Genomic DNA, 25953 nt, shown 5'->3' with positions numbered 1-25953 from the left:
CGGATCGGATGGGGTCGGCGACTGGCGCCGAAATGGACCAGCCTCAGCTTCGGCTTCTCGTCACGATTTATCGCCGGCGTCTTCGTCTCGGACCGCAGCTCGGTCTCCAGCCCGATCACGCCTGCCGCGCATGGTTCGATCCCTGATTGATCTCGGATATCAACCGATGTATAGTTTTTGATGTACGTACATCATTCACGGGCCTGACGGGCGGAGACGAGCGTTGCGAGGCCAGGGTTCCGGGCCTACGTTCGGCCAGGGAATGAATGGGATTTCGGGAGGGGATCATGACGGGTTTGCAACTCAATCCAGATTTTGCCATCGCGGATGAACAGTCGCTTCGGGCGCTGTTCGAGCCGACCCACGCTCTGGCAATCGTGAAGTGTCAGAATTCCCTTGGCGAGCACGCGCAGGAATTCATCAGGCGCTCGCCATTCTTCTGCATCGGCACGCAGAGTTCGGAGGGAAAGGCCGACGTCAGTCCTCGCGGTGACCCTCCGGGGTTCGTCAAGGTTCTTGACGAGCGCACCCTGGCGATCCCGGATCGACCCGGCAACAATCGTCTTGATACCCTAAGCAACATCATCGCCAATCCGAATGTCGGGCTCTTGTTTCTTGTCCCCGGTTTCGACGACACATTGCGCGTCAACGGGCGGGCAAGTCTGACCAATGATCCTCACCTGTTGACGAGCATGAGCGTTGCCGATCGTCTCCCGAAACTCGCGATCATCGTCAACGTCAGCGAAGTTTTCATGCATTGCGCCAAGGCGTTCAGACGGTCCTACCTGTGGAGCCCGGAACATTTCCAGGACCGCACCGAGATGCCCTCGCTGATAAAGATCATTCTGGACGAGACGACAGGGGCGCCGAAGGACGGGGATGAAATGCGGAAGATGGACGAAGACCTGGAACAAGCCTACCGAAGGACACTTTACTAGCTGCCCGGCGCGGGCTTCAAGCCGGTCTCTTTCCCCGCCAGCATCTTGAATCCGATCTGCAGCCCTTGGAAAACCCATCGATTCAAGACAAGATCGTCCCGCTCTAGCGTTTGGGGGAAATCCTGATGGAAAACCACGAGCCGTTTTTACGCGAGGCGATTGCGCTCTCGAAATCCGCTGTGGCAAACGGCGACGAACCGTTTGGCTCGGTGCTGGTGAAGGACGGCGAAGTCATCCTGCGCGCCGAAAACAGCGTCTTCGCCGGCCACGATATGACCAACCACGCCGAGATGAACCTGGTCAAACTGGCGGCGCAGCACTACGACACTGCTTTTCTCGCCGGCTGCACGCTCTACACCAGCACGGAACCCTGCGCGATGTGCTCCGGGGCGATTTACTGGTCGGGCATCGGGCGCATGGTGTTTGCCTGCTCCGAAACGCGGCTTGGCGAGATCGCCGGGATCGGATTGAACGTGCCGAGCCGGGCGGTGCTGCAAACCGGCGCACGCATCGTCACGGTGGTCGGCCCGGACCCGAAGCTCGAAGACGAAGCCGCCGAAGTCCATCAGCAATTCTGGCCGAAGCATCTGGGCAAGGCATAACCTCTTTCGACCAAAATGCCGCTGGCGGGCGGTGGTGACACGTGCGCTTCTGGCGGTTCTGAAATCTGCCTCTGTGCTTCACCCGGCCGCTGAGCACAGCTGAATTCAAAGCAGGTGGTCAACACATCGCTCGGCCACATTGACCGAATACGTTAAAGTTGTACGCTGCCGCTATCTTAAATAGTGGGAGTAGAGCCATGAAAGTTCATATCACGCTATTTTTAGCCGTTGCGCTGATGTCCACGGCAACGACTGTGTTTGCTCAACAGTCCGACACCAGCTCTGTGCCAGTGACGGTGACCAATTTCCCTCGCGCCGAGACCGACATGTACTTTGGCGGCATGGCCAAGGGTGGCGCTTTGGGGAAGTTCACTCATCGCCGCGAACCGGCAAACGTCGACAAGCAAGACGTTATCCGGATGAACCGCGACACGCTCTATTCGCACGGGGTGTTCGATCTCGATGCGGGACCGGTCACAATCACCATGCCGGACGCCGGAAAGCGGTTCATGTCCATGATGATCATCGATGAGGACCACTACGTGCCTGCAGTTTTCTACGGTGCGGGCACGCATACCCTCACCAAGGAGAGCATCGGTACGCGCTACGTCGTGGCAGCGGTGCGCACGCTGGTCGATCCCGAGGACCCGAAAGACCTCGAAGAAGTCCACGCACTTCAAGACGGGCTCAAGGCGAGTCAGAAGGACGTCGGCAAATTCGAGGTGCCGAACTGGGATCCCGCCAGCCAGAAGAAAGTGCGCGACGCACTTCTCGTGCTCAACACCACCATCTCAGATTTTAACAACGGATTCGGGGTCAAAGGTGAGGTCGACCCGATCATGCATCTGATCGGCACCGCTTCGGGCTGGGGCGGCAATCCGGACAAGGATGCAACCTACGCTATGGTAACACCAGCGAAGAACGACGGAACCACCGTCTACAAGCTCAACGTCAAAGACGTACCCGTTGAGGGCTTCTGGTCGATCAGCGTCTACAATGAGGAGGGCTACTTCGTAAAAAACCCCCAGAACGCCTATTCTCTCAACAACATCACTGCCAAGAAGGAGGCCGATGGATCAATCGCCGTTCAATTCGGCGGCTGCGATGGCAAAATTCCTAACTGCATTCCCATCATGAAGGGTTGGAACGCTGCCATACGGATGTACCGCCCACGCCCAGAAATTCTGAGCCGCGAATGGAAATTCCCGGAACCGCAGCCGATCAACTGAGGGCGAAAAGCGATGCAGCGCTGTAACGTCATGAAGCTCGCGTCCCTTGCTCTCGCGCTGAGTTTCTGCCTGGCGAACGCGCAGACAAACGAGGCGGCGAGATATCCCAATGTAAACTACACGGATGCTTCGCCTCATAAGTCGGGTTTCGCGCACGTCAACGGAATCGACCTCAATTATCTGGACTGGGGCGGCGATGGACCAGCCGTCGTGATGATCCACGGGATCGGTGACGACCCCCACATCTTCGACGATCTGGCCTCGCTTCTGCACGACCGCTTTCGCATCATCGCCTACGCCCGTCGCGGCCACGGCCTGTCGGAGGGGCCGCCAGGCCCGTATGACGCGGCGACGCTCACTGAAGATTTCCGGCAACTGGTGGACCACCTTGGCATCCAGCGCATGAGCGTTATCGGTTGGTCGATGGGCGGTGATGAAGGCACTGCGTTCGCGGGCCAGTATCCCGACCGTGTCGACAAGCTCATCTACCTGGACGGCGGCTATGACTGGTCCACGCCTGCCTTCCTCAAGGCTTTCGAAGATATTCTCGCAGCGAACAGTCCGGGCGAAGCGGATGTGCGGTCACTTGACGCGGTTCGCGCCTGGTATCACGAGGCTTGGCCAGGGAAGGCCATTGCATGGACGCCGGGGCTGGAAGCCTATATTCGCGATCTAGCACAGCCCGATGCCAACGGAACACTGCACCTGAAGCCGGACGATCCAGCGTCCGCAGCGGTTTTCGCTACCCTCGGCAACTGGAAGCGTGATTACACGAAGGTGCAGGCACCAACTCTTGCGCTCTATGCGACGACTTTCTTCCCCGTCGATAGGGCGGACCCCGGTCTCGTTCAGAAGCTGCGTGATTTCAATGAAAACATCATGAAGCCGTTCCGGCAAGCCAGCATGGAACGCGTCCGGCGTGAGATAAGAAATGTGACAGTAAAACAGATCGCCGACAGCAACCATATGACGATCGGCCTAAAACAGCCGGATGCGGTCGCCGCGATGATCCGCGAATTCCTGCTGGCGTCGTCGCCCCGGTGAGGGAGGATTGCAGGCCCGACGCTGCAGCGCTGGCTGCTACCTGGATGTGTGTGGCGGCGATATCGGCAGGCATTTACGGGACGTGGACGAGGTCATTCAGAGGTGTCGGACGACCGCAAAGCGATGGGCGGCTTCGACATCGTCTGGCGTTCAGGGATTGACCCAGCGGGAGGAAGTCAGCGCGCCCAGATGGTCGTAGGTAAAGACTGCGCGCCGGTTATCGGCGTGGCGCAGCTGGAACCAGTCCAGCGTCTCGGCCCGGAATATCAGCACCCCGAAGAAGGCCTGTCCATCGGCGTCTGCGATGCTACCCTCGCTTGCCGGCCGCTCGCCGATGTCGTCGCCCGGCGGCCCGCCCATATAGGTGCTGCGCGTCGATCGCGGCAGCAGGCTCCAGGCTTCAGTCGCGCGCTCGCTTGCCGGTCCATTGAGTTCGGCCGATCCCTGCAGGCGAAGCTGCACTTTCGGCTGCGGGCCATAGCCGAGGATGGTGACCAAAGGATTGGCCGATATTTCCTGCCATTTCGGGCTTCTGACATCCGTATGGATTTCCAGGAGGCGCCGCCCCACATCCACGCGCCTCAGCACCACCATGCGGGCCTGCGGCCGGCCGCCGGCGTCGACCGAACACAGGTTCAGATAGCGGAAGGCCGACTGCGGATCGGCGGCAGCAGCTTCCAACTCGGCCCAGGCCGATGCATCGACCTCGGCGAGGTTCACCGTGTCGCCTCCGCCTCAGCCTTCTTTATCTCACCGGCCTTGACGTAGTCGCAGCAAGACATCGCTGTTCTCCCTGGCATTGAAGCGATCCTGTCAGACGGACCGGGTAAGGCCGCCGTCGATCCTGAGGCTCTGGCCGGTGATATAACCCGCCCCTTCGGAAACGAGGAAGGAAATCGTCGCGGCCACTTCGGCGCTCGTGCCGTAGCGCTTCATCGGCACGCTGTCGCGGCGCTCCTCCGTCGGCGGAAGGCTGTCGATCCAGCCCGGCAGCACGTTGTTGATGCGGATGCCGTCGCCCGCATAGGTATCGGCGTAAATCTTGGTGTAGGCGGCGAGCCCGGCGCGGAAGACCGCCGATGTCGGGAACATCGCCGACGGTTCGGACACCCAGGCGGTGGAGATATTGACGATTGCGCCCGATTTCTGCGCCTGCATGATCGGCGTGACCAGTCGAACCGAACGGATGACGTTCATCAGATAGACGTCGAGGCCGGTATGCCATTGTTCGTCGGTGATCTCGGTGATCGGCGCACGCGGACCGTGACCGGCGCTGTTGACGAGGACGTCGACCCGGCCCCATTTCTCCATCGTGGCGTCGACCAGGCGCTTCAGGTCGTCGTTCGACTGGTTCGAGCCGGTGACGCCGATGCCGCCCAGTTCGGTGGCAAGCGCCTCGCCCTTGCCCGACGAGGACAGGATGGCGACCTTGAAGCCATCGGCCGCCAGCCGCCTCGCGGCTTCCGCACCCATGCCACTGCCGCCAGCCGTGATGATCGCTACCTTTTCTACTGTCATCGTCGCTCTCCCTACTCGGTTTGCACCCATTGCCGGGCGTTCATCCTTGGAATACCATGGGTCCCAAGCGGGAACGAACCAGTTTTCTTAAAATGTCCCAGTAGAAAAACTATCGAATGTCCATGTCCATCGGCAATCTTCCATCCCTCAACGGGCTCAAGGCCTTCGACGTGGCGGCGCGTCATCTGAACTTCCGGCTCGCGGCCGAAGAGCTCGGCGTCACCCAGGGAGCCGTCGCCCAGCATGTGCGGGGGCTGGAGGCGGAACTCGGGGTGACGTTGTTCGAGCGCCTGCCGAAGTCATTGGCGCTGACGGGCGAGGGGCGAAGCTACGTCGCCGACGTCAGGCGCGCCTTCGAACTGCTTTCAAACGCGACGGCGAACCTGAAGCCTCAGCCGGTCAAACTGGTGGTCAGCACGACGCCGACCTTCGCCTCGAGATGGTTGATCCCGCGTCTTCCGGATTTCACCTCGAGGCATCCCGATCTCGATCTCCACATCCTGGCGACGGACCGCATTTCCAGCTTCCAGCTCGACGGCGTCGATCTTGCCGTCCGCTATGGCAGCCCTCCCTTCGGTCCAGGCCTTGCCGCCGAACTGCTGTTCGAGCAGGAGATCATTGCCATCTGCAACCCAAGTCTCGTCGCCGTGGGAGCCGAGCCCAACAACGCCGAAGAACTCTCGCACTACACGCTGCTTCACGATGCCCATAATGCCTGGCCCGAATATATCGATCGCTTCCTCGGCGGCGGCGATCCCACGCTGTTTCGGGGCATCAGCTTCTCACAGACATCGCACGCGATCGAAGCTGCCATCGCCGGGCAGGGCATCGCTACGGCAACCCGCGCTTTCGTCTCGACCGACATCGAGGCGGGCAGGCTGAGGCAAGTCTTCGACGGCGCCCTCAGAGCGCGGTCGCACTTCTATCTGGTGAAGCCGCGATATCGGAAGTCTGACGCGGTGGAAAAGCTTCAGGACTGGCTGCGGTCAAAGGTGCAGAGCTGATTGTCGGACAGCCATCGCTCAAGGAATGAACCAACTGCGGCAGGATTGCGCCAGGAGCAGTCGTTGGCCGCGCGTGAAGGAATGGATCTGGGGCCGACAGCAGCCGGGCCGCTATGAAATGGAAAGACGCGAATTGCGGACTTTTCCTACGTTAAAAAGTCCGCAATTCCGAGAGTCAGAAGACTGGGCGGGCGTAGACGCGCCTCGTGTTGACTTGAACTGTCGAGTGGTTCCCGCTACGCGTCCGACGCAGCGGGTAGTGAGGCTTGTCCGTCCCCGACTTACGCCCTGGGGGCATTCCGTGCAGCCTCGAATACATCGCGCGCAGACCTCGTACCCGCTGCATGCTCCGTACCCTTGACCCCGAGGTTCATCCATCCCGCATTCACGGCCTCGTACATTTCTTCGGCGGGCCCGCTGTGGCCCTTCGGGATGCCGAATTGCTCTAACGCTTCCGCCCACCCTGCACGCGGGATTGCAAAGGCTTTCACTTCGCGATTCAGGACTTCGCCCAATTGCTCCGCGACTTCATCCGCAGTGACCATTGAACCAATCTCGACGATGCGCTGCCCTGACCACGCTGATCCGGTCAAAAGGGTTGCGACCTCTACGCCGATGTCGTTCGTCGCGACCATGGTCGATTTCCGGTTTGTCGGATTGTAGAAGACCGGTAGCGTTCCGCCCTGCGCGACCTGCAAGCCGAAAAGGAAATTTTCGAAGAATCCGCCTGCGCGCACAAATGCGACTGGCAATATCAGGTCGCGAAAACCTTGCTCCAGAAGCGACAAGGCCGTGATTACCCCGTGCCCGGTGGTTCTGTTCGCACCCATTGACGAAAGCGCAACCACTCGCGGCGGCGCTGCCTTAGCGAGCGCTTCGACATAATTTGCAATCACGCCTTTTGCTTCTTTGTAATCGGGCGACGGCGCCCAGACAGGGGGCAGCATGACAAACGCGCCTTCGACGCCTTTGAGCGCTCGCTCGATGGCTGCCGGATCGTTCCAATCGCCGTCAACCAGTTCCACGCCCTGGTTCGCCCAGTTAACCGCCTTCTCGCGGTCGCGGACCAGCGCGCGCACCTTCTTGCCTTGCGCTAGCAAATGCCTTGCCGTCGCGCCGCCCACGTTTCCCGTGATTCCCATTACTAAAAACATGCGTTTTTCCTGATGTTGAGGGACAGAGCACTGTCCCGGTTGGTTCAATGAACGAGCGGTAGAATGGCCCGGATGCGGGGATCGCGCAGATAGAGGCCGCCCCAAGTCATCGCGCCCAGAAGCAGCGAAATGATTTCCGGCGGCGACCCGAACTCACCGATGCGGACATGGGCGCAGATCGCGCCTCCCAAAAAGCCCGTCACCAGGATCGCGCCGAGGACGGCGGTGGCCGGGATGGCGTAGAGGATGGCGCAGGCGAGAATGATCGGACCGACGACTTGGGTTAGATCCATCGCGAACCCTGTTTCCTGCAACATGCTCGCGATCTGCGCCGGCGCGAAAAGCTGAATAGTGCCGTCTGCCACCAGAGCGATAACGACAAACGCGCTCATGATCCGGCCGGCCCACAGGGCGCGATGCAAGGTCACTGCTTTAGGCACCTGATGCAGTTTCATGGTTTCGGACACTTTCTCCGGTGGGGAACCTCATTTTCCGGAGCTTACTGTGCCTCGCACATGTGATAAATACTGCCAAAAAGAACGCATTGTTCTTTCAGGATGAAACAATATCAAGGCGTGAAATGCAAAACCTCGAACCCATCCTCATATTCATAACGGTAGCCGAAAGGGGGAGCTTCACCCGCGCGGCCGACAGCCTGGGCATCCATAAGGGGCGGGCCTCCACGGCGGTCCGGAAGCTGGAAGAAGATGTCGGTGTCAGGCTCCTGCATCGGACCACGCGCAGCGTGCAGTTGACGGAGGATGGACGCGCATTTCATTCCCGTGCCCGCGATCTGCTTGCTGAAGTCGATGACTTACACTCGATGTTTGCTGGCGACCGCGTGGCACTCCGCGGGCGTTTACGGGTCGATCTTCCGACCGAGGTGGCGCGCACAACGATCGTGCCGGCCTTGCCTGACTTCATGGCGGCTCACCCCGACTTGGAGCTGGAAATGTCGAGTACGGATCGACAAGTCGATCTGGTTCAAGAGGGGTTCGACTGTGTATTGCGGCTTGGACCCATCAGGGACGAAACGCTGGTTGCTCGCCCGCTTGGCCTGTTGCGCATGGTCAACGCTGCGAGTCCGGCTTATCTGGCGCGCTATGGCATCCCTCGATCGCTGGAAGATCTCCAGCGTCAGGAACATCGGACAATTCATTTTTCGACGATGCTGGGCGCAAGACCCTACGGATGGGAATATCCGGACGGCGACAGCTACGCGACGCTTCAGTTGCCAGGTGCGCTGCACGTCAACAGTGCGCAGACCTACGACGCCGCTGCCCTCGCCGGCCTTGGCTTGATTCAGGCGCCACTCTTGGGGATTGGCCAATACTTTAAGAGCGGAGCGCTTGTGGAGATCATGCCCGATTTTCGTCGCCGGGCGCTCCCCGTGTCCCTCATCGTAGCACATCGGAGCAATCTGTCGCGCCGAGTCCGCGCATTCATGAAGTGGATCGAAGATGTGCTGACGCCGTATCTGGAATAGATGGCCGATTTCGGGACGACCCACTTTGCCCGAGAACGGCGAGGAGAAGGCGCAAAACAACCTTATCCTTCGATAACGAAAAAAGTCCGCTTAGGGCCAACGGGGCCGGTGGCCCCTAAGTGCTGATATCCCCGACAAGTCCCATACATCGACCTTCACGGGCGTCGCTTTACCTGCACCAGAACTGGGCGAAGGTCGAAGCGATTGCCGACTGCGCCGACGCACCGCCGATCCTCCGGCTGCCGAGCAGAGCTGAATTCAGAGCAGCCGATCGATACATCGCTCGGTCTCCCACCTCCTGAGGAAATTTGCTTCCCGGGCAATCCAGCCGACGGTCTCGTTTCCCCATTCCTGTGCCCGGCTGGCATATTCGCCCATCAGCCAGATGTGGCGGACGATCACAAACCGGTGGGCGGCTTCGAAGTCGTCCGGCGTGATCGGCCGGACGGCCCGATAAGCTTCGACGAAGGCGTCCCACATGGCGGTTGACCTCCGACCGAAGGATGTTTGCGCCCACAAAAACACCGACAGGTCGTAGGCGAGATATCCCGGACCTCCATCATCGAAGTCGAAAAAGACGGCTTCGCCGGCGTCGTTGATCCGCGCATTGAAGCCGTGACAGTCACCATGGCAATAAGTCGACGTCAAATCGCCGAAGGCTTCGATCGCCTTTGCGGTCCGCGCCGCGATGTCTTCAAGATCGCTGCGGACCTCGGCGTCTTCCACGACGCCGCTATCACATATGCGGGCGAGGGGCCGATGCAGCAGGTGTTCGAGGTCGAGCCGATAGAGCGCTCCGTCCGGCCGGAATGTCTCGGCGGCGTTGTGCATCAAAGCAAGGGTCTTGCCGTTGGACCGTGCGTCGCCGGCATCCGTCGCATCCGGCTTGCGGCCCTCGATCGCCCGGAAGAGCACTGCCTGACGCGGACCCTCCGGCGCCTGTCCCTCAACGAACAAGCTGCCCTCGCGTGTCGGGATGGGTCCGGCGACCGGAACGCCTGATTGCGAGAGATGCGCCAGGAATGCCGTTTCGGTCTTGACGTCGGCCGGGCCACGGGCGCGGCGGTGGGAAAGCCGGAACACGTACCGCTCGCCGCTGCTTGCGACGGCCAGATACACATCATTCAGGCCGCGTTGAAGCAACCGGCAGGAAACCGGCCCGGCAAGCGGATAATGCCGATCGATGAACTGTTCGATGGCCGCAACCTGCGGGGTCGAATAGAGCGGATTGAAGTCGAGCATGGGCGCTGTACCATCGGGCTTTTCTGGCAGGCTGCTTCCGCGGTGAAAAGACTATGAAGGCGGTGGCGGCCGCAGGCACGTGCGATTGCAATAGGCTGCTGATTGGATAAGCTGAATGGCGCTATTAATAAAACCAAGAGATGAAAAACAAAATGCAGGCTTCGCGATTTTTGAAAGAAAACTCTATTTCGATTTCTGTGCTTTCCATCATTTTAGCTCTGTCTGGATGCGTCACCACTCAAGACGGTGTCGCTATTTCTGCGGATCACAGTCGGGCTCTGAGTGGAGAGCGGACAAAGATGGGCCAGTCCTACAATTTGAATGAAGATTGCACGGCTGCAACAATCGCCAATATAAAATTGGTAGAAGCCCCGGCGCATGGCTCAGTTGAATTCGTCAAAGAGAATATTTATTCAAATTACAAGGATGGCATCCGCATTAAATGCAATTCCAGGAAATCTCTAGGCGTGTCGGAATACTATACTTCCAACAGCGGCTATTCTGGAGGTGACATGTATAAGGTGAGGGTGTCCTACGGCGAGGGGACCATCAAGGACGTCACCGTCAACATCAATGTGATCAAGAACTAAGCTAAGGCCAGCGATATCGATCGCGTCGATCATCGGCAAAGCCTGGGCCTCCGTCGTCGGTGGAAAGGGCAACTGGATCCATGCGACCATTCGTGTCGCCTGCAAGCACCTAGCCGAACCTCCGTCGGCAGCGGCCATTGGGGGCTATGCTGCTCTATCTCTTTGTTTTCACGCAATTCCGGACGGAAAACCGCTTCGCACTTTTCCTGGAATTCCTCTAGGGGCGATCAGTCCGCCTACGGCTGCCCGGGAAGCTGGCCGTAAGCCGTCAGGATGGCCCTGATCAGGCCCGGGAAGCGCTCGTCCAGCTCGGTGCAGCGCGTTTGATTGCGCATCTCCACACCCTGGCGCTCGCTCATGATCAGCCCGGACTCGCGCAGCACCTTGAAATGGTTGGACAGCGACGACTTTGGAATGACGCGGTCGCCGAGATCGGCAAGCGCAGAGCACGTCCCGCCATTGCTGGCGCCGGCAAGCTTTGCATAAATGGCAACGCGCTCCGGATCGGACAGCGCATAGAGGATCGCCTCGGGCTTGATGTCCTCCAGGGCTGGGTGAAAGAGCGGTCTCATGAATTTTATATAGCGTCCCTTGACATCGAGATCAACAGTTCCGAATTTCTGAACTATGGAACAAGCCTGCCAATCCCGGCGGCTATCCAGATCTGAAGGAACGAGAAATGGCTAAGCTCACAGGAAAGGTCGCTGTCGTAACGGGCGCCTCCAAAGGCATTGGCGCTGCGATTGCCAAGGCGTTCGCAGCTGAAGGTGCAAAAGTGGTGGTCAACTACGCGTCGAGCAAGGCGGGAGCCGACGCCGTGGTTGAGGCGATCAGCGCGGCCGGTGGCAAAGCCATTGCGGTGCAGGGCGATGTTTCGAAGGCCGGTGAGGCACAGGGACTGGTCGATGCTGCGGTCAAGGAGTTCGGCAAGCTCGACGTGCTGGTCAACAACTCAGGCGTCTATGAATTCGCGCCGATCGGTGAGGTGACCGAGGAACAGTATCGTCGCATGTTCGACGTGAATGTTCTCGGTGTTCTCCTGACCAGCCAGGCAGCGGTCAAGCATCTCGGCGAGGGCGGCAGCATCATCAACATCTCGTCGGTGGTCACCAGTCTGGCGCCGCCAGACTCCGCCGTCTATACCGGGACGAAGGGAGCCGTCGAGGGCATCAACAGCGTGCTTGCCAAGGAACTCGGCCCGCGCAAGATCCGCGTCAACGCCATCCTGCCAGGGATCGTCGAGACCGAGGGCACGCACTCGGCCGGCGTCATCGGCTCGGATTTCGAACAGACCCTGGTCGCCCAGACGCCGCTCGGCCGCATCGGCCAGCCGGATGATATCGCCGGTGTCGCCGTCTTCCTCGCTTCCGACGATGCCCGCTGGCTGACCGGCGAACGATTGGCCGCCAGCGGCGGTTTTCGCTAAAGCGCGTCGCGATCTTTTAGATGCGCTTGGCCCACGCTTTTGGGTCTTGGTTTTGCGCATGTCGCGCAAAACCGCTGCACAGTTTTGCGCGACATGTTTTAGTAGGGTGAGACGCACCCCCACCGCAATGCGGGCTGGCAGCTCGGCGTCTTGGAGATTGGCCCGCCGCAGACGTCTAAGCCACCGTCGGGTGTTCAATCGCTTGACGCATCTCCTGGACATGCCGCGCCGGCGGCGCGCCAAATTGCCGAAGATACTCGCGGCTGAATTGCGAGGCGCTCTCGTATCCGACCGCGAACGCCGCATCCGACGCGCTATGGCCGCCCGCTAGCAACAGTTGGCGGGCTTCCTGCAATCTGAGCTGCTTTTGATACTGAAGAGGACTGAAGCCAGTGATCGCCAGGAAATGGCGATGCAAGCTTGCGCGGCTCATCCCGCTGGCATCGCAAAGGGCCTCGATGCGAAGCTGCGCGTCGGGGTGGTCCCTAATCCACGCGATGGCGCGCCGGACGCGGGCCAAGGCACCTTCAGGCCGTGCGATCTGACGCAGCAATCGCCCCTGTGGGCCCTGCAGCAACCGGTAGAGTAGCTCGCGCTCGATCATCGGGCTGAGAATGGGAATATCCGCCGGGTTATCGAGCAACGACAGCAACCGGAGCAATGTATCGCGAAGCGGAGCGATCATTGGATTGACCGCGACGCCCATGCCTTTCTGATCGCTCTCTCGTACGGAGGGCATGGTCGCAGCCAGCTCTGCCAACAGCCCCGGCTCCAGGACGAGTGAGACCGCGACATAGGGGCGACCCTTGCCGGCATCCAGAATTTGCCCAGTCAGCGGTAGGTCGAGAGCACTGATGAAAAACTGCGCGCTGTCGTAACTCAGAAGGGTGTCGCCGATTGCAACGCGCTTAGACCCTTGCAGAATGAAGCAGATCATCGAGCGATAAAGGCAAGGCACCTTGCCCATGGTGTCTTGTCCTACGAACATGTCGAGGCGGGGGATCAGTGTGTCCGTCGAGCCCGTCGCGGCATGACGCAACACAATGTCCAGATGCAGCGCGAGATCGTCTGTCATTTCTCCAGTGTGCCACGGCTCCGCGAAAAAGCAAAGGTTTTGAGACAATCAGGCAAGAGGTTGAGCCGATCGGGCGTGTTCCCAACCCGGCGTTTGCCTATCTTGGATCCAACAAAAGCGCCTGAGGGCGCGACATCCGAGAAAGGCAGCCATGACCCACCCTATCGCACTTATCACCGGCGCAAGCCGCGGCCTTGGCCGCAACATGGCGCTTCACCTGGCCAAGCGGGGGGTCCATATCATCGGCACCTGCCGTAATGGTATGACCGAGGCCAACGCCTTGCGTCAGGAAATAGAAGCGCTGGGCGGCAAGGCGTCGATGCTGGCGCTCGATGTAACCGACACGGCGAGCTTCCCGGCATTCGTTGGCGCCGTCACCGAGACGCTCAGGTCGGACTTCCACCGAGATCGTTTCGACTATCTCGTCAATAACGCCGGCAACGGCCTGTTTTCGAACTTTGTCGATGCGACCGAGGAGCAGTTTGCTTCCCTGGTTTCTACCCATCTCCAGGGCCCCATTTTCCTGACCCAGAAGCTTCTGCCGCTGATCGCGGATGGCGGGCGCATACTGAACGTCTCCTCTGGCTTCGTGCGCTTCACCTTGCCGGGATACAGCCTCTACGCAGCAATGAAGGCGGCGGTCGAGGTGCTTTCACGTTATCTGGCTGTGGAGTTGGGTGAACGCAGGATTCGCGTCAACGCCATCGCGCCGGGCGCTATCGCAACCGATTTTGGTGGCGGCGCAGTGCGCGATAATGAGGGCGTGAACGCATACGTGGCGCAGGGCATCGCGCTGGGCCGCGTCGGCCTTCCGGACGATGTGGGCGGCGCCGTCGCCGCGATCCTGTCCAACGACATGGCTTGGGCCAATGGCACCACGTTCGACATCTCGGGAGGACAATTGCTTTAGACCAGGCAAGTGCTCCCCAGATTGTCGGTTATCGAGAGGCTATCATGACGACCAGCAAGCTCACCCTCATCAGCCATCCGCTTTGCCCGTTCGTTCAGCGTGCGGCGATCGTCCTTTTGGAGAAGGGCGTGTCGTTCGACAGGATCGACGTCGATCTCGCTGACAAACCGGACTGGTTCCTGGCGCTTTCTCCGACAGGCAAGGTGCCCTTGCTGAAGGTGGAGCGGGCGGATGACAGGGACGCAACTCTGTTCGAAAGCATGGTGATCTGCGAATATCTCGAAGAGACGCAGGGCGGCGCAAGGCTCTACTCTGAGGACGCGCTGTCGCGCGCTCAACAGCGCGCGTGGATCGAATATGGCACGGCGACCCTCGCCGAAGCCTGGCAATTCCTTAACGCCAAGGATCGTGCGACCGCAGACGCCAAGCGGGCAGCGTTCCGAAACCGGCTAGAGAGGCTCGAAGATGTGCGTGACCGGGGGCCCTACTTCTCTGGATCGACGTTCAGCATGGTCGATGCGGTGTTCGCGCCTCTGTTCCGGTATTTCGACCTCATCAACCCGACCGTGACGCAGATGATATTTCAGGGGCTCCCACGCGTATCCATATGGCGTGAGGCTTTGGCACTACGAGCGAGCGTCGTCGCGGCCGTGGGGCGGGACTACGGTCGCCGTTTCAAGCAACATCTGGCCGAGCAACAAGCGATCTTGGCCGATTGATTCCCCCCAAGCCCGCTTTCGCTCTCTCGGTGTCTTGACCCGGCGGCGCTCCGAAGAGACGCTTGTACTCACGGCTGAACTGCGAGGCGCTTTCATAGCCGACCGCAAACCCCACCTCGGCTGCACTTACCTGGTTCGCGATCATGCGACGGCGGGCCTCGTGGAGCCGGATATATTTCTGATACTGAAGCGGGCTGACGGCGGCAACGGCTTTAAACCGGTCGTAAAAGACGGATACGCTCATACCCGCGAGTGCAGCGACCGCCTTGAAATTGAGGCGCTCGGTGTAGTGATCGCGGATCCAAGCCATGGCCTTTCGGATGTGCATCAGGCGCGAGTCAGATCCGGCAATCTGACGGAGCAGGCCGCCGTGCGGTCCCATCAGCAGCCGAAACATGAGCTCGTGCTCCAGAGACTGAGCCATGACGGGTATTTCGGTTGGGCGATCGAGTAGTTCCAGTAGTCTACCCCAAGCGCCCAGAAGCGACGCGCTCGCGGTGCTAACGCCGTATCCCGATTCAATCGGCAACTCTGGTATCGCTGCCATTTCAAGTACGAGATCCGACAGCAGAGCTGGGTCCAAAAATAGACCGATTGCGAGAAACGGTTGATCCTCTGACGCCTCACAGATCTGACCCAACGCAGCGATCTCAGCCGCGACAATCATGCTTTGACCAGGACCGTACTCAAACATCTTGTCGCCGATAAACATGCGCTGAGTTCCCTGGATCACCAGGGACGCCGCAGGATCGTAGATCAGCGGGTCAATCTCGGTTGTGTGGTCGAGGGTGTAAGCGAACAGTCTCGGCAGTTGAGGACTCTGACGGCCAGCGTGGCGCACCGCCATGGCGCGGATTTTGTCGAGTTCGCTCATCATGGCATCTTAATTCGATTGCCCAGAATTATCAATCATTCCGGAAAATCAGGCAATGATAGCGGAAGATCTGGCATCGTGGCGTCGCGGTTCAAAGCCTATCTTCAGGCTCAACACCGAGGCCATGAGGCTTCTAAATCACCGATGAGGAACTGCCATGCCCACCCCAATCGAAACTGTTTCGGCTTTTTGCGCCACGTTCGTTGAAGACGGCGGAAGGCCAGCCGTCCGTCGCTGGTTCACACCCAGCACGCGCTGGGTCAACGAAGGTGTTTCAGTTACGACGGGCGCCGAAGAGGCTATCGCCATGATCGACGGGCTGGAAACGTCGATGGGCATCTCGACGGTCCATATCGACATGCTCGCGATTGCCGCCGACGGATCTCGCGTTCTGACCGAAAGGCTCGACCGGTTCGAGCGTGCCGACGGCAGCGAAATCGGACGCGTGATGATCATGGGCATTTTCGAGATCGAAGGTGACAAGATTGTCGAGTGGCGGGACTATTTCGACGTTACAGCCGTCCAGAAGTTCGCTGCCGGCTGAGACGCCGGCTTGCGAACAAAGGGGCTGGACGCGGAGATTATTGTCTCCGCGATCGCGCCCAATTGGGAACATCCCCTTTTTAAGCAGGCTCGCAGCCGTCCGGCGGGCTTTCAGATGAGTCGCGTCGATCATGATGCGCTCAGGCCTGGGCCGTCCGCCGGTGAGCCCGGCGAAGATCCAGTCGAAGACGCCGAGCCGGCTCCAGCGGATGAAGCGATTGTAGAGCGTTTTGTGCGGCCCATAACCTGCCGGCGCGTCCTTCCACTGCAGGTCATTGCGGATCACGTAGACGATCCCACTCGACCGCGGAACCCCGCGCGACAGCGGGAAGAACGGCGATATCCGCGCCATCTGGCGCTTGCTCAGCGGAAACAAATCACCCATCACTGACCTCCTGTTGGAAGCCAGAATCACATCTCAAACCAAATTAATAGGTCCTGATCCTAGTAGGGCGAGACGCACGCCCGTCGCCGACCGTAATAGGGCTGGAACGTGTTGTCGTAAGCCCTGTAAGACCGGTAGCGCGAGTAGCACCAGCTCGTATGTCCGTTGCCGCCACTATAGACCTGGCGGTACGAGCGCGGCGCGTAGTAGCGCGGACGGTAAATGGTCGAGCCGTAGTAGCGCGGCGGACCGTAATAGGGCGATCCGTAGTAGCCCCGGTCGTAGTAGCCCTGATCGTAGTAGCCCCGACCGTAATAGCTTCGGCCATAATACGGCTGCGCCAGCATTCCGCCGATGATTGCGCCGGTCGCGAGCCCGCCGAGACCCCAAGCCCAATTGTCGTTGCGGTAGCCACCCCCGCGGTAGCCTCGATAGCCGCCTCGGTATCCACCGCGGTAGCCGCCGCGATAATTTCTGTACTGGACCGGCTGTGCCTCTGCGGCTTCGATCTTCGGCACGGCAACGGTGGGAAACGCCATGGCCGGCGGGACGCTCGTCAGCGCCGTCACCAGCGACAGGATAACGATTGCTAACCTTTTCATTGGCTCATCTTTCCTTCGTAAGCGCTGCGCGACGCATGCGGCGCGCAAGGACGTTTCAGCCCCTAAATGCACTGGTTAATTTTACCCTAAAATCGACTTTGAATCGAGGAATTATGCAGGAAGGCTTTTCTTCGACGGCGGGGTCGCGGCGAAAGCACGCTCCCACCCTCCGTCGTCTCGTATAAGCCGGTGCACGCTCCATGAATCATGCGACGTGGGGCACGGCATATGTCGTCGGGCGGCGCTGCGTCTGCGCAACTCCGCACTCCTCTCGTTGGACGCCGACGTGGAGAAAGCATTGCGCGACCTTGCCCACGAATTCGGCGTGACGTGCAGTCATATTGACGCCGACGGCGTCACGATAGACTGATAGGTCTTCTGGGGACGTGCAAAGTGGGGACGAGTTTGCATGAAAAATTTCTTATCGCTATGCGCAGGGGTTGGGTTTCTCGCATCAGGAGCGATTGCACAAGACGTGACGCCGGGATCGGTTGGGGAGCTAATGAATGAAATTGCAAGCACCAACCCTTTGCTCCACGTGATTTTCACAGATCATATGGATGAAGCGAAGGAGATAAACGAGAAGTTTAAGGCAGGAGACGAGGAGGCCGCGTTGAAAGCGGCGTACGACATGCTTCGAAAATACGGACACCCGGCACTCTCGCGTGCGAGCGACGCTTCTGCGATTGAGGTGCTGAAGAAGGCAGGCGATGTCATTGATGCTCTGGGCGATCACTATCCGCGAGGATGCATCGAGTTAGTTCACAATGATATCTCTGACGAAGCGCTGACTTTTCGCAGCGTGAATGAAGCCTATCGGAAGTATCAGAAGGCTGAGCTTGATGCATATGAGGATGGAAAGTATCGCGAACCGATTCCGAGGATGGAAATCGGAGATATGTTCCAGGTAGTTACCGAGGATCTGAAAGTAAGCAGAGACGAGATACATACGTTGCTGAATCCAGAGAACGTTGCCGCCATCGAACTATGCGCAATTATAAGAAAGAACTTCAACGTATCGGCCGTGCGGGAGCCATTGCGCGGGCCATACGCGAGGGCCAATATATCATCGAAGAAATAAGCATTTCCGAATTGTGGTAGAGAAATGGGCGCGCCGTTGGAAACAAAGTAGCGAGCTAGAGAGCCTAACGCGGTAAACCCGCCGAAAATGCCGGCAAAGCGCGGTCATCACCTGCCGATATAGGCGGCCAGTTCGTCAGCCGTCCCATTGGGGAAGGCCTGTTTGAGAAAGTCCAGGAACGCCGAGACGCGCGCGCTGAGCAGCCGCCGTGAGGGGTAGAGCGTCCAGAGAGCGATTTCGGGGCCGTCTATATCCCCCCAATTGACCAATGTGCCGTCCGCCAGGTCGTGGCTCACCAGCGAAATCGGAAGACGTCCTGCGCCGACGCCAGCGCGCACCGCATCGCGGACCATGATCAGCGTCGCCAAGGTGAGCACAGGTTCGATCCTGATCGTCGACCGACCGCCTGATGTCTTCACCTGCCATGTTTGGGCTTCGCCCACCCCGCGCGAAACGCCGGGAGCGGCGTGTCCGCCGGTCGGGCGGGGAAGATCGGGGCTTGCCACCACCACCAGCCGGTCGCGCAGAAATACTCGTCCGACCAGGCTTTCGTCGGGATCTGGATTGACCCGGATGACCAGATCGTAGCCTTCCTCGATCATATCGACGGGCCGGTCCTCACTTGTCACCTCAAGCCTCACCTCCGGATATTTGAGGGCAAAGCCGGCGGCGATCCTCCCCATTGCGGTCTGGGAAAAATGCAAGGGTGCGCTGATCCGCAATCTGCCCTTGGGTTTTTGACCGCCGGAGGCAATCGCCGACGCCGTCTCGTCCAGTTCGGCGAGCAGCGCCCCCGTCCGCTCGAACAGCGCCCGTCCTTCCTCGGTAAGCTTCAGATTACGCGCACCCCGTTCAAACAGCCGCAAAGCGAGGCTGCTTTCCAGCTCGGCGACACGCCGCGACAGGGTTGCCTTCGGCCGGCCGGTGGCCCTTGCCGCTTTTCCGAAGCCACCATGGCGGGCAACGAGATTGAAATCGGCAAGTGCAAGAAGATCCATAAGTGTTCCACCAGCGAGACGGCGTGTCTAAAATCGCTGTCTATCGGACTACCAGTGAACCACACATATTCGAGGTGTCAAGCAACCCAACACGGAGAAAGACCATGACCATTCTCGTCACCGGCGCCACAGGCAATGTTGGCCGCCAAGTCGTCGAACACCTCGTCAAGCGCGGCGCCGATGTCCGCGCTCTTGTCCGCGACCCATCGAAAGGCGAATTCCCGGCTGGCGTCAGCGTCGTGCAGGGCGACTTCCTGGACGTCGACTCGCTGCGCAACGCCATATCAGGCGTGTCGACCCTGTTCCTGCTCAACGCCGTGGTGCCGGACGAATTCACCCAGGCTTTGATCGCGCTGAACGTCGCCCGGTCGGCCGGCATCGAGCGGATCGTCTATCTGTCGGTGATCCACGCCGACGTCTACGTCAACGTGCCGCATTTCGCCGGCAAGTTCGGCGTCGAGCGGATGATCGAAGAGATGGGTTTCAAGGCGACGATCCTGCGCCCGGCCTACTTCATCCAGAACGATCTGACGGTCAAAGACGTCATCACCGGCTACGGCGCCTACCCGATGCCGATCGGGCCAAAGGGTCTCGCCATGATCGACGTGCGTGATATCGCCGAGATCGCCGCCCTTGAACTGCTGCGCCGCGAACAGGCTGCAGCGCCGCTGGCGCTCGACCGGATCAACCTCGTCGGTCCGGAGACCCTGACCGGAACCGATATCGCCGCCATCTGGTCCGACGTGCTCGCCCGCCCGATCCACTATGGCGGCGACAACACCGAGGGCTTCGAGCAAAATCTCAAGCAGTTCATGCCTGCCTGGATGGCCTATGACATGCGGCTGATGGGCGAGCGCTTCCTGACTGACGGGATGCTGCCTGAGGCCGGCGACGTCGAGCGCCTGACAAAGCTGCTCGGACGCCCGCTGCGCTCCTATCGCGCCTTCGCCTCCGAAACTGTTGCTTCCGCCTGAGGAAGCAACAGAAGCGGACCCGCGAACTGCTGGCAGAGGGAAAGCTCTGAGTATCGCCGCAACAAAAATAACAGAGCGGCTGGTCCTGGGTTTATCCCCGACCAGCCGCCGTGTGTCAGGCGGCCTTTGCCGCCGTCAGGGCAGCGAGCAGAATGCCGGCAGTCTCCACCGATGAACCGGGGTTCTGCCCGGTGATGAGCAGGCCGTCCTTGATAGCATAGGACGACCAGTCATCGCCGCTGGAATAGATGCCGCCGTTCTCCTTCAACATGTCCTCGACCAGGAACGGCACCACCTGGGTGAGACCGACGCCGTCTTCTTCGGAGTTCTTGAAGCCGGTGACTTGTCTGCCCTGAACCAGCGGCGTGCCGTCCAAAGCCTTGACGTGGCGCAGCACACCCGGGGCGTGGCAGACAAAGGCGACGGGCTTGCCGGCCTGATAGAGCGATTGGATGAGGGCGATCGAATTCTTGTCTTCCGCCAGATCCCACAGCGGGCCATGGCCGCCCGGATAAAACACGGCGTCGTAATCGTCAGGGGAGACCGAAGCGAGCTTTACGGTCGAGGCGAGTACCGCCTGGGCATCCGGGTCGGCATGGAAGCGGCGGGTCTGGTCGGTCTGGAAGCCGGGTTCGTCGCTCTTCGGGTCGAGAGGCGGCTGTCCGCCCTTCGGCGATGCGACGGTGATGTCGGCGCCGGCTTCGAGGAAGGCATAATAGGGGGCGGCAAACTCTTCGAGCCAGAAGCCGGTCTTCCGGCCGGTGTCGCCCAGTTCGTCGTGCGAGGTGAGAACCATGAGGATTTTCATCTGGAGATCCTTTCGAGACAGATGTGATCGGTTGCTTTCGATGAGGGGATCATGCCTCGGCGGCTCTCATTCCGGAAATTTATTTCTTTGATTTCAGTTATTCATTCGGCAATATATCTGGATGAAGTATGACCTCAACCTCCTGCCTGTCTTCGTGGCGCTGATGGAAGAGCGCAATGTCACGCGCGCAGCCGAACAACTGGGCATGACGCAGCCGGCCGTCTCCAACGCCTTGAACCGCCTTCGCGAGACGCTGCGCGATCCGCTGTTCATCCGCGAGCGCTATGGCATGAAGCCGACTGAGATGGCAGAGGCGCTTGCTCCGGTGATCCGCGGGGCATTGGCGAGCCTGGATGACGTCATTCTCGGTCAGCAGGCGTTCGATCCGGCGCGAGCGACACGGCAGTTCACCATCGCCCCGAACAGTTACGTCGAGTTTGTCCTGATGCCGGTGATCGTGGCGCGGCTGCGCGAATGCGCGCCCGGGATCAGGCTGCGCCTGACGCCCTTCGGCAATGATCTGGCCGAGACCGGCGCGATGTCAGGGGCGACGGAAATGGTGCTCGGCAGGATCGTCGAGCCGCCTGATAACATGGTCGTGCAGCATCTCATGGATGATGGGCTGGCCTGTGTGGTGCGCAAAGATCATCCCGAGATCGCCGAAAGCATTTCCGAGGAGCAGTATCAGCGGATGCGGCATGTCAACGTGCTTCCGCCCGGCCGGATGCGCGTCGGCCTGTTCCAGATGCTGCAGCAGGCCGGTCTCAGGCGCGACGTCTCGGTCTCCGTCACCCATTTCCTGGCAGTCCCGGAAATGGTTGCTGTCACCGACTACTGCGCTACACTGCCCCGGCTGATCTGCCAGCGCCTTGCCCGCGACCCGCGTCTCAAAGTCCTGCCCGCACCGGTCGATCTCGGCAGCTTCCCGGTCGAGCTGGCATGGCATGTCCGCTACCGAAACGACCCCGCCCATCGGTGGCTGAGATCATTGATATCAGAGGTGGCAAAGGAAATCTCCGACGCTGCGGTGGCAGAAGCGATGGCTGGAAAGTGAAAACGCGTGTTCGAGGCCTCGGCGAGGCCTTCATGGGCGAAATTGCGGGGCAAAAATCGGTGTTGATGGCACCCAATCACGGGATACGTCGCTGTTCCTGCTGCAGGCGCCACCCCGCGCTCCGTCCTCCTCGGGCTTGACCCGAGGATCCACTCTGGCCTCCTCCCTTCCGGGAAGTGGATGACGCGAGCGCCTGCCGGTGATCAGCCAGCCCGAAGCGGACACCGCGTCCCTCCCAACCTTCAGGTTGCACACGTGCCCGATCGATTGCATTGTTCTGTTTCAAGATGAGGAGAATTCCATGCCGAAGGCCGTTGGAATCGGCGGTGTGTTTTTTAGGGCGGCGAACCCGGCCGGCCTGGCTGAATGGTATCAAAAGCATCTCGGTATTGACGACCTGCACAAGTCGGTGTGGCATCAAGAGGCCGGGATGACGATATTTGGTCCGTTCTCGAAGGATACCGACTATTTCGGTCGTGCGGAACAACAATGGATGGTCAATTTCCGCGTGGACGATCTCGATGGGCTGATCGCCAGCCTGACGGCAAGTGGGATCGCGGTGGAAACCCGGGACGAGTGGAACTCGGAGGTAGGCCGCTTTGCCCGGATTCACGATCCCGAAGGCAACCCAGTCGAGCTGTGGGAGCCGGCGCAGGATTGATGGCACATGGGTCGCTCTCGACCACGCTGTCCAGTAGGCGCTGCTGAAGGCTATCTCATTTCGTCGGCTGCGATCGTACGGTCAGTTTATTTCCGTCAGGATCGCGAAGATAGGCGACGAATGACCCGTTCGGACGTTCCCGTGGCGGGCTCTCGATCGCTGTGCCACCATGCGCAGTACCGGCGGCATGCCACGCTAGAACATGGTCGGGGCTCGCGGCGGCGATACCGATAGTCCCACCGTTGGCTACGGTCGCCGGCTTGCCATCAATCGGTTTCGTGATCATCAGCCGACCACCCTCGTGGACATAGATCAGCCTGCCTCTTGCATCCATCTCGCCGGGCTTGCCTCCCAATGCAGCGAACGTGGCGTCGTAGAAGTTTCTGGCCCGCTCCAAGTCGTTGCTTCCAATCATCACGTGGGTGAACATGCTTCATCTCCAGAAACGTAGCCAATAGATCAGTGGCCGATCTCGATAATTTGCGTGCCTTTGCCAACGCCTTTGACCCTGGCAAAAAAAGGTCCTTCGCCCGTACCCTCTTAGGCTGGGAACGGGTTTCGCCACGCATCTAGTTGTTCAAGCCGTTCGTACCACGCCTGTATATGCCGAAACTCGGCAAGTGGAATCTCAGCAGAAGTCGCATAAGGAAGTGCAGCGGCCAATGCGAAATCTGCGACAGTCAGTGTCTTCCCGACCGCGACGCTGTTAGTGGCCAAATGGTCGTCGAGCACGCGAGCATGTAGTCGGAAGCTCGTCTTCGCATCTTCGATCACGGCGACGTCAGGCTCCCCGCCGAACAACGGCTTGATCAAGGTTTCAAACCACAGCGTTGCCCCGTGCTGGGTGAAGTGACTGGCATCCCAACTCAACCAGCGCAGCACGTCGATCTGCCGGTGGTCATGCGGCCAAAAATCCGATTCGATGCTGTCAGACAGCCTGCACATGATGGCGTTCGCTTCCCATAAAGTTCCGGCATCATCCTGCAGTACCGGGACTTTCCCGTTCGGGTTCAGCGCCAGGAATTCTGCGGTGCGCTGTTCTCCGCTTGCCAGGTCAACCCTGACGAACTCGACGTCGGCTTTGAGAAAACGAGCGGCGGCGCAGGCCTTCCGGGGATTGAGCGTCTCGCAGTAATAGAGCTTCATCGCCGCCTTAGGCATGATCCGGCCCTTCGGGTCTAGTCCCGAGAAAGAAGCTCAACCGCTCGAGACTTTGCGACCAGCCGTCTTCGTGACCCTTTAGTGACGATGCGCTATCAAATCCACTCTGCCGAAACGTCATTTCCGTGCCTCCGTCGCTGTCCCTGAACGTGATGGTGACGACCGTTTCCGGGCTGTTTTCGCCGCTTGCGAGCTCCCAGGCATGTGTGAAGACAAGCCTGTGCGGCGGCTCGACCTCCAGATATTTTCCGCCGACCCAATGCTCTTCTCCATCTGGCGCGATCAGACAGGCGCGGTGTCTGCCGCCTGGCCAGGCTTCAAGCCGATCGCCCACCGCCTTGAAACCGTGAGGACCGCACCATTGCACCAACGCTTTCGGGTCGGTCCATGCCCTGAAAACCAGATCGCATGGAGCATCAAACCTTCGGACAAGAACCAAGTCGCGGGTGTTGTCGGTGTCGGTCTCTGGATTAGTCATTGTCGTATCCTTGTACCTTGGACAGATAGTCATCGAGACGATCAAAGCTTTGATCCCAGAAGCGTCTGTAATCGGCGACCCAATCAGCAATCGTCTTCAACGCAGCCGGCTCGAGCACGCGGGGACGCGAATTCGCTTCACGGCCGGAGCGGATCAATCCGGCCTGTTCCAGGACCTTGAGATGCTTGGATATGGCAGGCTGAGACAACTCGAAGGGATCAGCGAGTTCAGCCACCGTCGCCTTGCCGTTCGCAAGCCGCCCAAGAATTGCGCGCCTCGTGGGATCGGCGAGTGCGGAGAAAATCGCATCGAGCTTGTCGTCCATATATCACCACATAGCTATATAGCCATGTGGATATATTTTGTTCAGCGAAATGTCAACGGTTTTGCATGGGCGAAATCACGGGGCAAAAATCGGTGTTGATGGCTCCCGATCATGTCGGGAGACGTCGCTGTTCCTGCTGCAGACGTCATCCCGCGCTCCGTCCTCCTCGGGCTTGACCCGAGGATCCACTCTGGCCTCCGCGATCAGCCGCGGGCATGGATCCCAGGCTCAGGGCCTGGGATGACGGAGGGTGGGGGCGGGTTGCCCACGCCTGTCGGTGAAGGCGGCCGATCGTGCTCAAGATGAGATCGCGGCAACAGCAATCAAGGTGACAAAGACGCTGAGCGGCGCAAGATGTGCATGGTCGCGGTGGCGTAGAACCGTAAAAACCGCAGCCGCGATGATGACCGCCCCAAGCGCCACGCCGACAATGCGACTGGCAGGAAGCGCAATCAGCACGGCGCTCGATATTTCCAGTCCACCGGTGACGATGCCCCACCAGCGCGGATAGCCCCAGCGGGCGAAATCATCTTGCGTCCCGGACGTACCGATGGCGTTGACGAGGCCGGCGCCAGCGAATGCGACAACCAGGAACCAGATTGCAAGAAGGTGAACCATCTCAGTCAGCCCCGATCATCATCGGGATGGCAACCAGGACCATGATCATTGCCGTCAGGCCATGAATGGCGAAGGCGCTTTTGGTGGAGCCTTTCGCGGCGAGGATGAGCAGCATGTCACCTGCGGGGATCATCGCTTCGATCAAAAGCACGATGCCGACCTCGCGCTCAACGCCCCACACCATGAACGCCAGCACCAGCAATCCGGCGACGATATCGCGCACCCCTTTGAGGCGAAGCCACCAGGCGACGTTTGGGCCATCTTCAGGCAGCGGCAGGCCGAAGCCGCGCATCGTCGTCGTTGGGCTGGCAATATAGCTGGTGCCGATCGCGATAATCGCGAGGGCAAGCAGCAACCCTGTGCCATTTAACAACCACTGCATTATGCACTCCTTCTGTCGATGCTATATAAAATAGCGTTGCTAAATAAATGCGCTAGCATTGCTAGTTTGTCA

General features: G+C 59.8%; 32 protein-coding genes and 1 pseudogene. 15 read left to right on the top strand and 18 right to left on the bottom strand.

Annotation, left to right across the window (positions count from 1 at the left end):
* The first annotated feature begins 287 nt into the window (after nt 1-287).
* The 4 genes from ACM5SV_RS27955 (at nt 288) to ACM5SV_RS27940 (ending at nt 3813) form a co-directional block, all read left to right on the top strand.
* Nucleotides 288-938, top strand: a complete 651-nt coding sequence (locus tag ACM5SV_RS27955) for a pyridoxamine 5'-phosphate oxidase family protein (protein WP_222017763.1) — start codon at nt 288-290, stop codon at nt 936-938.
* 125 nt (nt 939-1063) lie between these two features.
* Nucleotides 1064-1540, top strand: a complete 477-nt coding sequence (locus ACM5SV_RS27950) for a nucleoside deaminase (RefSeq protein WP_222017761.1) — start codon at nt 1064-1066, stop codon at nt 1538-1540.
* Between the two features lie 236 nt (nt 1541-1776).
* Complete coding sequence (locus tag ACM5SV_RS27945) at nt 1777-2769, top strand: DUF1254 domain-containing protein (protein ID WP_409936804.1); 993 nt, start codon at nt 1777-1779, stop codon at nt 2767-2769.
* A 12-nt stretch (nt 2770-2781) separates the two neighbouring features.
* Nucleotides 2782-3813, top strand: coding sequence for an alpha/beta fold hydrolase (locus ACM5SV_RS27940; RefSeq protein ID WP_222017758.1), 1032 nt, complete (start codon nt 2782-2784; stop codon nt 3811-3813).
* A gap of 150 nt (nt 3814-3963) precedes the next feature.
* Here the strand turns inward: ACM5SV_RS27940 and ACM5SV_RS27935 are convergent, their stop codons facing one another.
* Both ACM5SV_RS27935 and ACM5SV_RS27930 read right to left on the bottom strand, forming a co-directional pair.
* Entirely contained in the window at nt 3964-4533 is a 570-nt protein-coding gene (locus ACM5SV_RS27935; RefSeq protein ID WP_222017756.1) for a pyridoxamine 5'-phosphate oxidase family protein, read from the bottom strand.
* Nucleotides 4534-4626: 93 nt separating this feature from the next.
* On the bottom strand, nt 4627-5331 hold the full coding sequence (locus ACM5SV_RS27930; RefSeq protein ID WP_222017754.1) for an SDR family oxidoreductase: 705 nt from the start codon (nt 5329-5331) through the stop codon (nt 4627-4629).
* Between the two features lie 116 nt (nt 5332-5447).
* Here ACM5SV_RS27930 and ACM5SV_RS27925 point away from each other — a divergent pair, with 116 nt between their 5' ends.
* Nucleotides 5448-6335, top strand: a complete 888-nt coding sequence (locus ACM5SV_RS27925) for a LysR substrate-binding domain-containing protein (RefSeq protein WP_128405837.1) — start codon at nt 5448-5450, stop codon at nt 6333-6335.
* A gap of 281 nt (nt 6336-6616) precedes the next feature.
* On the opposite strand, the gene ACM5SV_RS27920 is transcribed toward ACM5SV_RS27925, so the two are convergent.
* Both ACM5SV_RS27920 and ACM5SV_RS27915 read right to left on the bottom strand, forming a co-directional pair.
* Nucleotides 6617-7489: an NmrA family NAD(P)-binding protein gene (locus ACM5SV_RS27920; protein ID WP_419425458.1), complete on the bottom strand. Its 873-nt coding sequence runs from the start codon at nt 7487-7489 to the stop codon at nt 6617-6619.
* A gap of 44 nt (nt 7490-7533) precedes the next feature.
* On the bottom strand, nt 7534-7956 hold the full coding sequence (locus ACM5SV_RS27915) for a DoxX family protein (protein WP_128405839.1): 423 nt from the start codon (nt 7954-7956) through the stop codon (nt 7534-7536).
* Nucleotides 7957-8069: 113 nt separating this feature from the next.
* Between ACM5SV_RS27915 and ACM5SV_RS27910 the strand changes: the two genes are divergently transcribed.
* Nucleotides 8070-8975, top strand: coding sequence for a LysR substrate-binding domain-containing protein (locus tag ACM5SV_RS27910; protein WP_222017750.1), 906 nt, complete (start codon nt 8070-8072; stop codon nt 8973-8975).
* 258 nt (nt 8976-9233) lie between these two features.
* Here the strand turns inward: ACM5SV_RS27910 and ACM5SV_RS27905 are convergent, their stop codons facing one another.
* The gene (locus ACM5SV_RS27905) at nt 9234-10217 is read right to left on the bottom strand and encodes a phosphotransferase enzyme family protein (protein ID WP_222017748.1); all 984 of its coding nucleotides are present in this window, start codon (nt 10215-10217) and stop codon (nt 9234-9236) included.
* A 140-nt stretch (nt 10218-10357) separates the two neighbouring features.
* On the opposite strand from ACM5SV_RS27905, the gene ACM5SV_RS27900 reads away from it, so the two are divergent.
* The gene (locus ACM5SV_RS27900) at nt 10358-10807 is read left to right on the top strand and encodes a hypothetical protein (RefSeq protein ID WP_409936803.1); all 450 of its coding nucleotides are present in this window, start codon (nt 10358-10360) and stop codon (nt 10805-10807) included.
* Between the two features lie 236 nt (nt 10808-11043).
* Here ACM5SV_RS27900 and ACM5SV_RS27895 read toward each other — a convergent pair whose 3' ends face one another.
* Nucleotides 11044-11379: an ArsR/SmtB family transcription factor gene (locus tag ACM5SV_RS27895; RefSeq protein WP_222017746.1), complete on the bottom strand. Its 336-nt coding sequence runs from the start codon at nt 11377-11379 to the stop codon at nt 11044-11046.
* A gap of 107 nt (nt 11380-11486) precedes the next feature.
* On the opposite strand from ACM5SV_RS27895, the gene ACM5SV_RS27890 reads away from it, so the two are divergent.
* Nucleotides 11487-12233, top strand: a complete 747-nt coding sequence (locus tag ACM5SV_RS27890) for a glucose 1-dehydrogenase (RefSeq protein ID WP_222017744.1) — start codon at nt 11487-11489, stop codon at nt 12231-12233.
* A 175-nt stretch (nt 12234-12408) separates the two neighbouring features.
* On the opposite strand, the gene ACM5SV_RS27885 is transcribed toward ACM5SV_RS27890, so the two are convergent.
* Nucleotides 12409-13308, bottom strand: coding sequence for an AraC family transcriptional regulator N-terminal domain-containing protein (locus ACM5SV_RS27885; protein ID WP_419425457.1), 900 nt, complete (start codon nt 13306-13308; stop codon nt 12409-12411).
* 151 nt (nt 13309-13459) lie between these two features.
* On the opposite strand from ACM5SV_RS27885, the gene ACM5SV_RS27880 reads away from it, so the two are divergent.
* On the top strand, nt 13460-14218 hold the full coding sequence (locus ACM5SV_RS27880; RefSeq protein WP_222017742.1) for an SDR family NAD(P)-dependent oxidoreductase: 759 nt from the start codon (nt 13460-13462) through the stop codon (nt 14216-14218).
* A 44-nt stretch (nt 14219-14262) separates the two neighbouring features.
* Entirely contained in the window at nt 14263-14937 is a 675-nt protein-coding gene (locus ACM5SV_RS27875; RefSeq protein ID WP_221971306.1) for a glutathione S-transferase family protein, read from the top strand.
* Here the strand turns inward: ACM5SV_RS27875 and ACM5SV_RS27870 are convergent.
* Nucleotides 14894-15811 carry an AraC family transcriptional regulator gene (locus ACM5SV_RS27870; RefSeq protein ID WP_222017740.1) on the bottom strand — a complete coding sequence of 306 codons (918 nt, stop codon included), beginning with the start codon at nt 15809-15811 and terminating at the stop codon, nt 14894-14896. The two genes, ACM5SV_RS27875 and ACM5SV_RS27870, sit on opposite strands and share 44 nt — an antisense overlap.
* 157 nt (nt 15812-15968) lie before the next feature.
* On the opposite strand from ACM5SV_RS27870, the gene ACM5SV_RS27865 reads away from it, so the two are divergent.
* Entirely contained in the window at nt 15969-16355 is a 387-nt protein-coding gene (locus tag ACM5SV_RS27865; RefSeq protein ID WP_222017738.1) for a limonene-1,2-epoxide hydrolase, read from the top strand.
* 186 nt (nt 16356-16541) lie between these two features.
* Here ACM5SV_RS27865 and ACM5SV_RS27860 read toward each other — a convergent pair.
* Together ACM5SV_RS27860 and ACM5SV_RS27855 are read right to left on the bottom strand one after the other, a co-directional pair.
* Nucleotides 16542-16739, bottom strand: a pseudogene (locus tag ACM5SV_RS27860) (transposase); the annotation flags it as partial.
* A gap of 59 nt (nt 16740-16798) precedes the next feature.
* A complete protein-coding gene (locus ACM5SV_RS27855) occupies nt 16799-17341 on the bottom strand; it encodes a BA14K family protein (RefSeq protein WP_222017735.1) in 543 nt (180 codons plus the stop codon).
* Nucleotides 17342-17750: 409 nt separating this feature from the next.
* Between ACM5SV_RS27855 and ACM5SV_RS27850 the strand changes: the two genes are divergently transcribed.
* Nucleotides 17751-18422, top strand: a complete 672-nt coding sequence (locus ACM5SV_RS27850) for a hypothetical protein (RefSeq protein ID WP_222017733.1) — start codon at nt 17751-17753, stop codon at nt 18420-18422.
* 107 nt (nt 18423-18529) lie between these two features.
* On the opposite strand, the gene ACM5SV_RS27845 is transcribed toward ACM5SV_RS27850, so the two are convergent.
* Complete coding sequence (locus tag ACM5SV_RS27845; RefSeq protein ID WP_222017731.1) at nt 18530-19420, bottom strand: LysR family transcriptional regulator; 891 nt, start codon at nt 19418-19420, stop codon at nt 18530-18532.
* Nucleotides 19421-19524: 104 nt separating this feature from the next.
* Between ACM5SV_RS27845 and ACM5SV_RS27840 the strand changes: the two genes are divergently transcribed.
* Nucleotides 19525-20394: an SDR family oxidoreductase gene (locus tag ACM5SV_RS27840; protein ID WP_222017729.1), complete on the top strand. Its 870-nt coding sequence runs from the start codon at nt 19525-19527 to the stop codon at nt 20392-20394.
* Between the two features lie 115 nt (nt 20395-20509).
* Here the strand turns inward: ACM5SV_RS27840 and ACM5SV_RS27835 are convergent, their stop codons facing one another.
* Nucleotides 20510-21202 carry a type 1 glutamine amidotransferase domain-containing protein gene (locus ACM5SV_RS27835; RefSeq protein WP_164054747.1) on the bottom strand — a complete coding sequence of 231 codons (693 nt, stop codon included), beginning with the start codon at nt 21200-21202 and terminating at the stop codon, nt 20510-20512.
* 121 nt (nt 21203-21323) lie between these two features.
* Between ACM5SV_RS27835 and ACM5SV_RS27830 the strand changes: the two genes are divergently transcribed.
* Nucleotides 21324-22256 (top strand): LysR family transcriptional regulator, encoded by a 933-nt coding sequence (locus ACM5SV_RS27830; protein WP_222017727.1) that lies wholly within the window; start codon nt 21324-21326, stop codon nt 22254-22256.
* Nucleotides 22257-22557: 301 nt separating this feature from the next.
* Complete coding sequence (locus tag ACM5SV_RS27825; protein WP_003546229.1) at nt 22558-22917, top strand: VOC family protein; 360 nt, start codon at nt 22558-22560, stop codon at nt 22915-22917.
* A 55-nt stretch (nt 22918-22972) separates the two neighbouring features.
* Here the strand turns inward: ACM5SV_RS27825 and ACM5SV_RS27820 are convergent, their stop codons facing one another.
* The 6 genes from ACM5SV_RS27820 to ACM5SV_RS27795 all read right to left on the bottom strand — a co-directional run bounded on the left by ACM5SV_RS27820 (nt 22973) and on the right by ACM5SV_RS27795 (nt 25881).
* Nucleotides 22973-23347: a VOC family protein gene (locus ACM5SV_RS27820; protein ID WP_017993297.1), complete on the bottom strand. Its 375-nt coding sequence runs from the start codon at nt 23345-23347 to the stop codon at nt 22973-22975.
* A 110-nt stretch (nt 23348-23457) separates the two neighbouring features.
* The gene (locus ACM5SV_RS27815) at nt 23458-24078 is read right to left on the bottom strand and encodes a glutathione S-transferase family protein (protein ID WP_222017724.1); all 621 of its coding nucleotides are present in this window, start codon (nt 24076-24078) and stop codon (nt 23458-23460) included.
* Nucleotides 24071-24556, bottom strand: coding sequence for an SRPBCC family protein (locus tag ACM5SV_RS27810; RefSeq protein WP_012756484.1), 486 nt, complete (start codon nt 24554-24556; stop codon nt 24071-24073). The genes ACM5SV_RS27815 and ACM5SV_RS27810 overlap by 8 nt, the downstream gene beginning before the upstream one ends.
* A complete protein-coding gene (locus ACM5SV_RS27805; RefSeq protein ID WP_221975360.1) occupies nt 24549-24881 on the bottom strand; it encodes an ArsR/SmtB family transcription factor in 333 nt (110 codons plus the stop codon). Before ACM5SV_RS27805 ends, ACM5SV_RS27810 begins: the two co-directional genes overlap by 8 nt.
* 297 nt (nt 24882-25178) lie before the next feature.
* Nucleotides 25179-25499, bottom strand: coding sequence for a DoxX family protein (locus ACM5SV_RS27800; RefSeq protein ID WP_113546259.1), 321 nt, complete (start codon nt 25497-25499; stop codon nt 25179-25181).
* 1 nt (nt 25500) lies between these two features.
* Complete coding sequence (locus tag ACM5SV_RS27795) at nt 25501-25881, bottom strand: DUF4267 domain-containing protein (RefSeq protein ID WP_128405851.1); 381 nt, start codon at nt 25879-25881, stop codon at nt 25501-25503.
* Between the last annotated feature and the right edge of the window lie 72 nt (nt 25882-25953).

Origin of the sequence: Rhizobium sp. CRRU65 (genome assembly GCF_048551595.1) — a bacterium.
GTDB lineage: Bacteria > Pseudomonadota > Alphaproteobacteria > Rhizobiales > Rhizobiaceae > Rhizobium > Rhizobium leguminosarum_J.
Note: the sequence above shows the minus strand (reverse complement) of the source record. Positions and strands in the feature narration are given on the sequence as shown.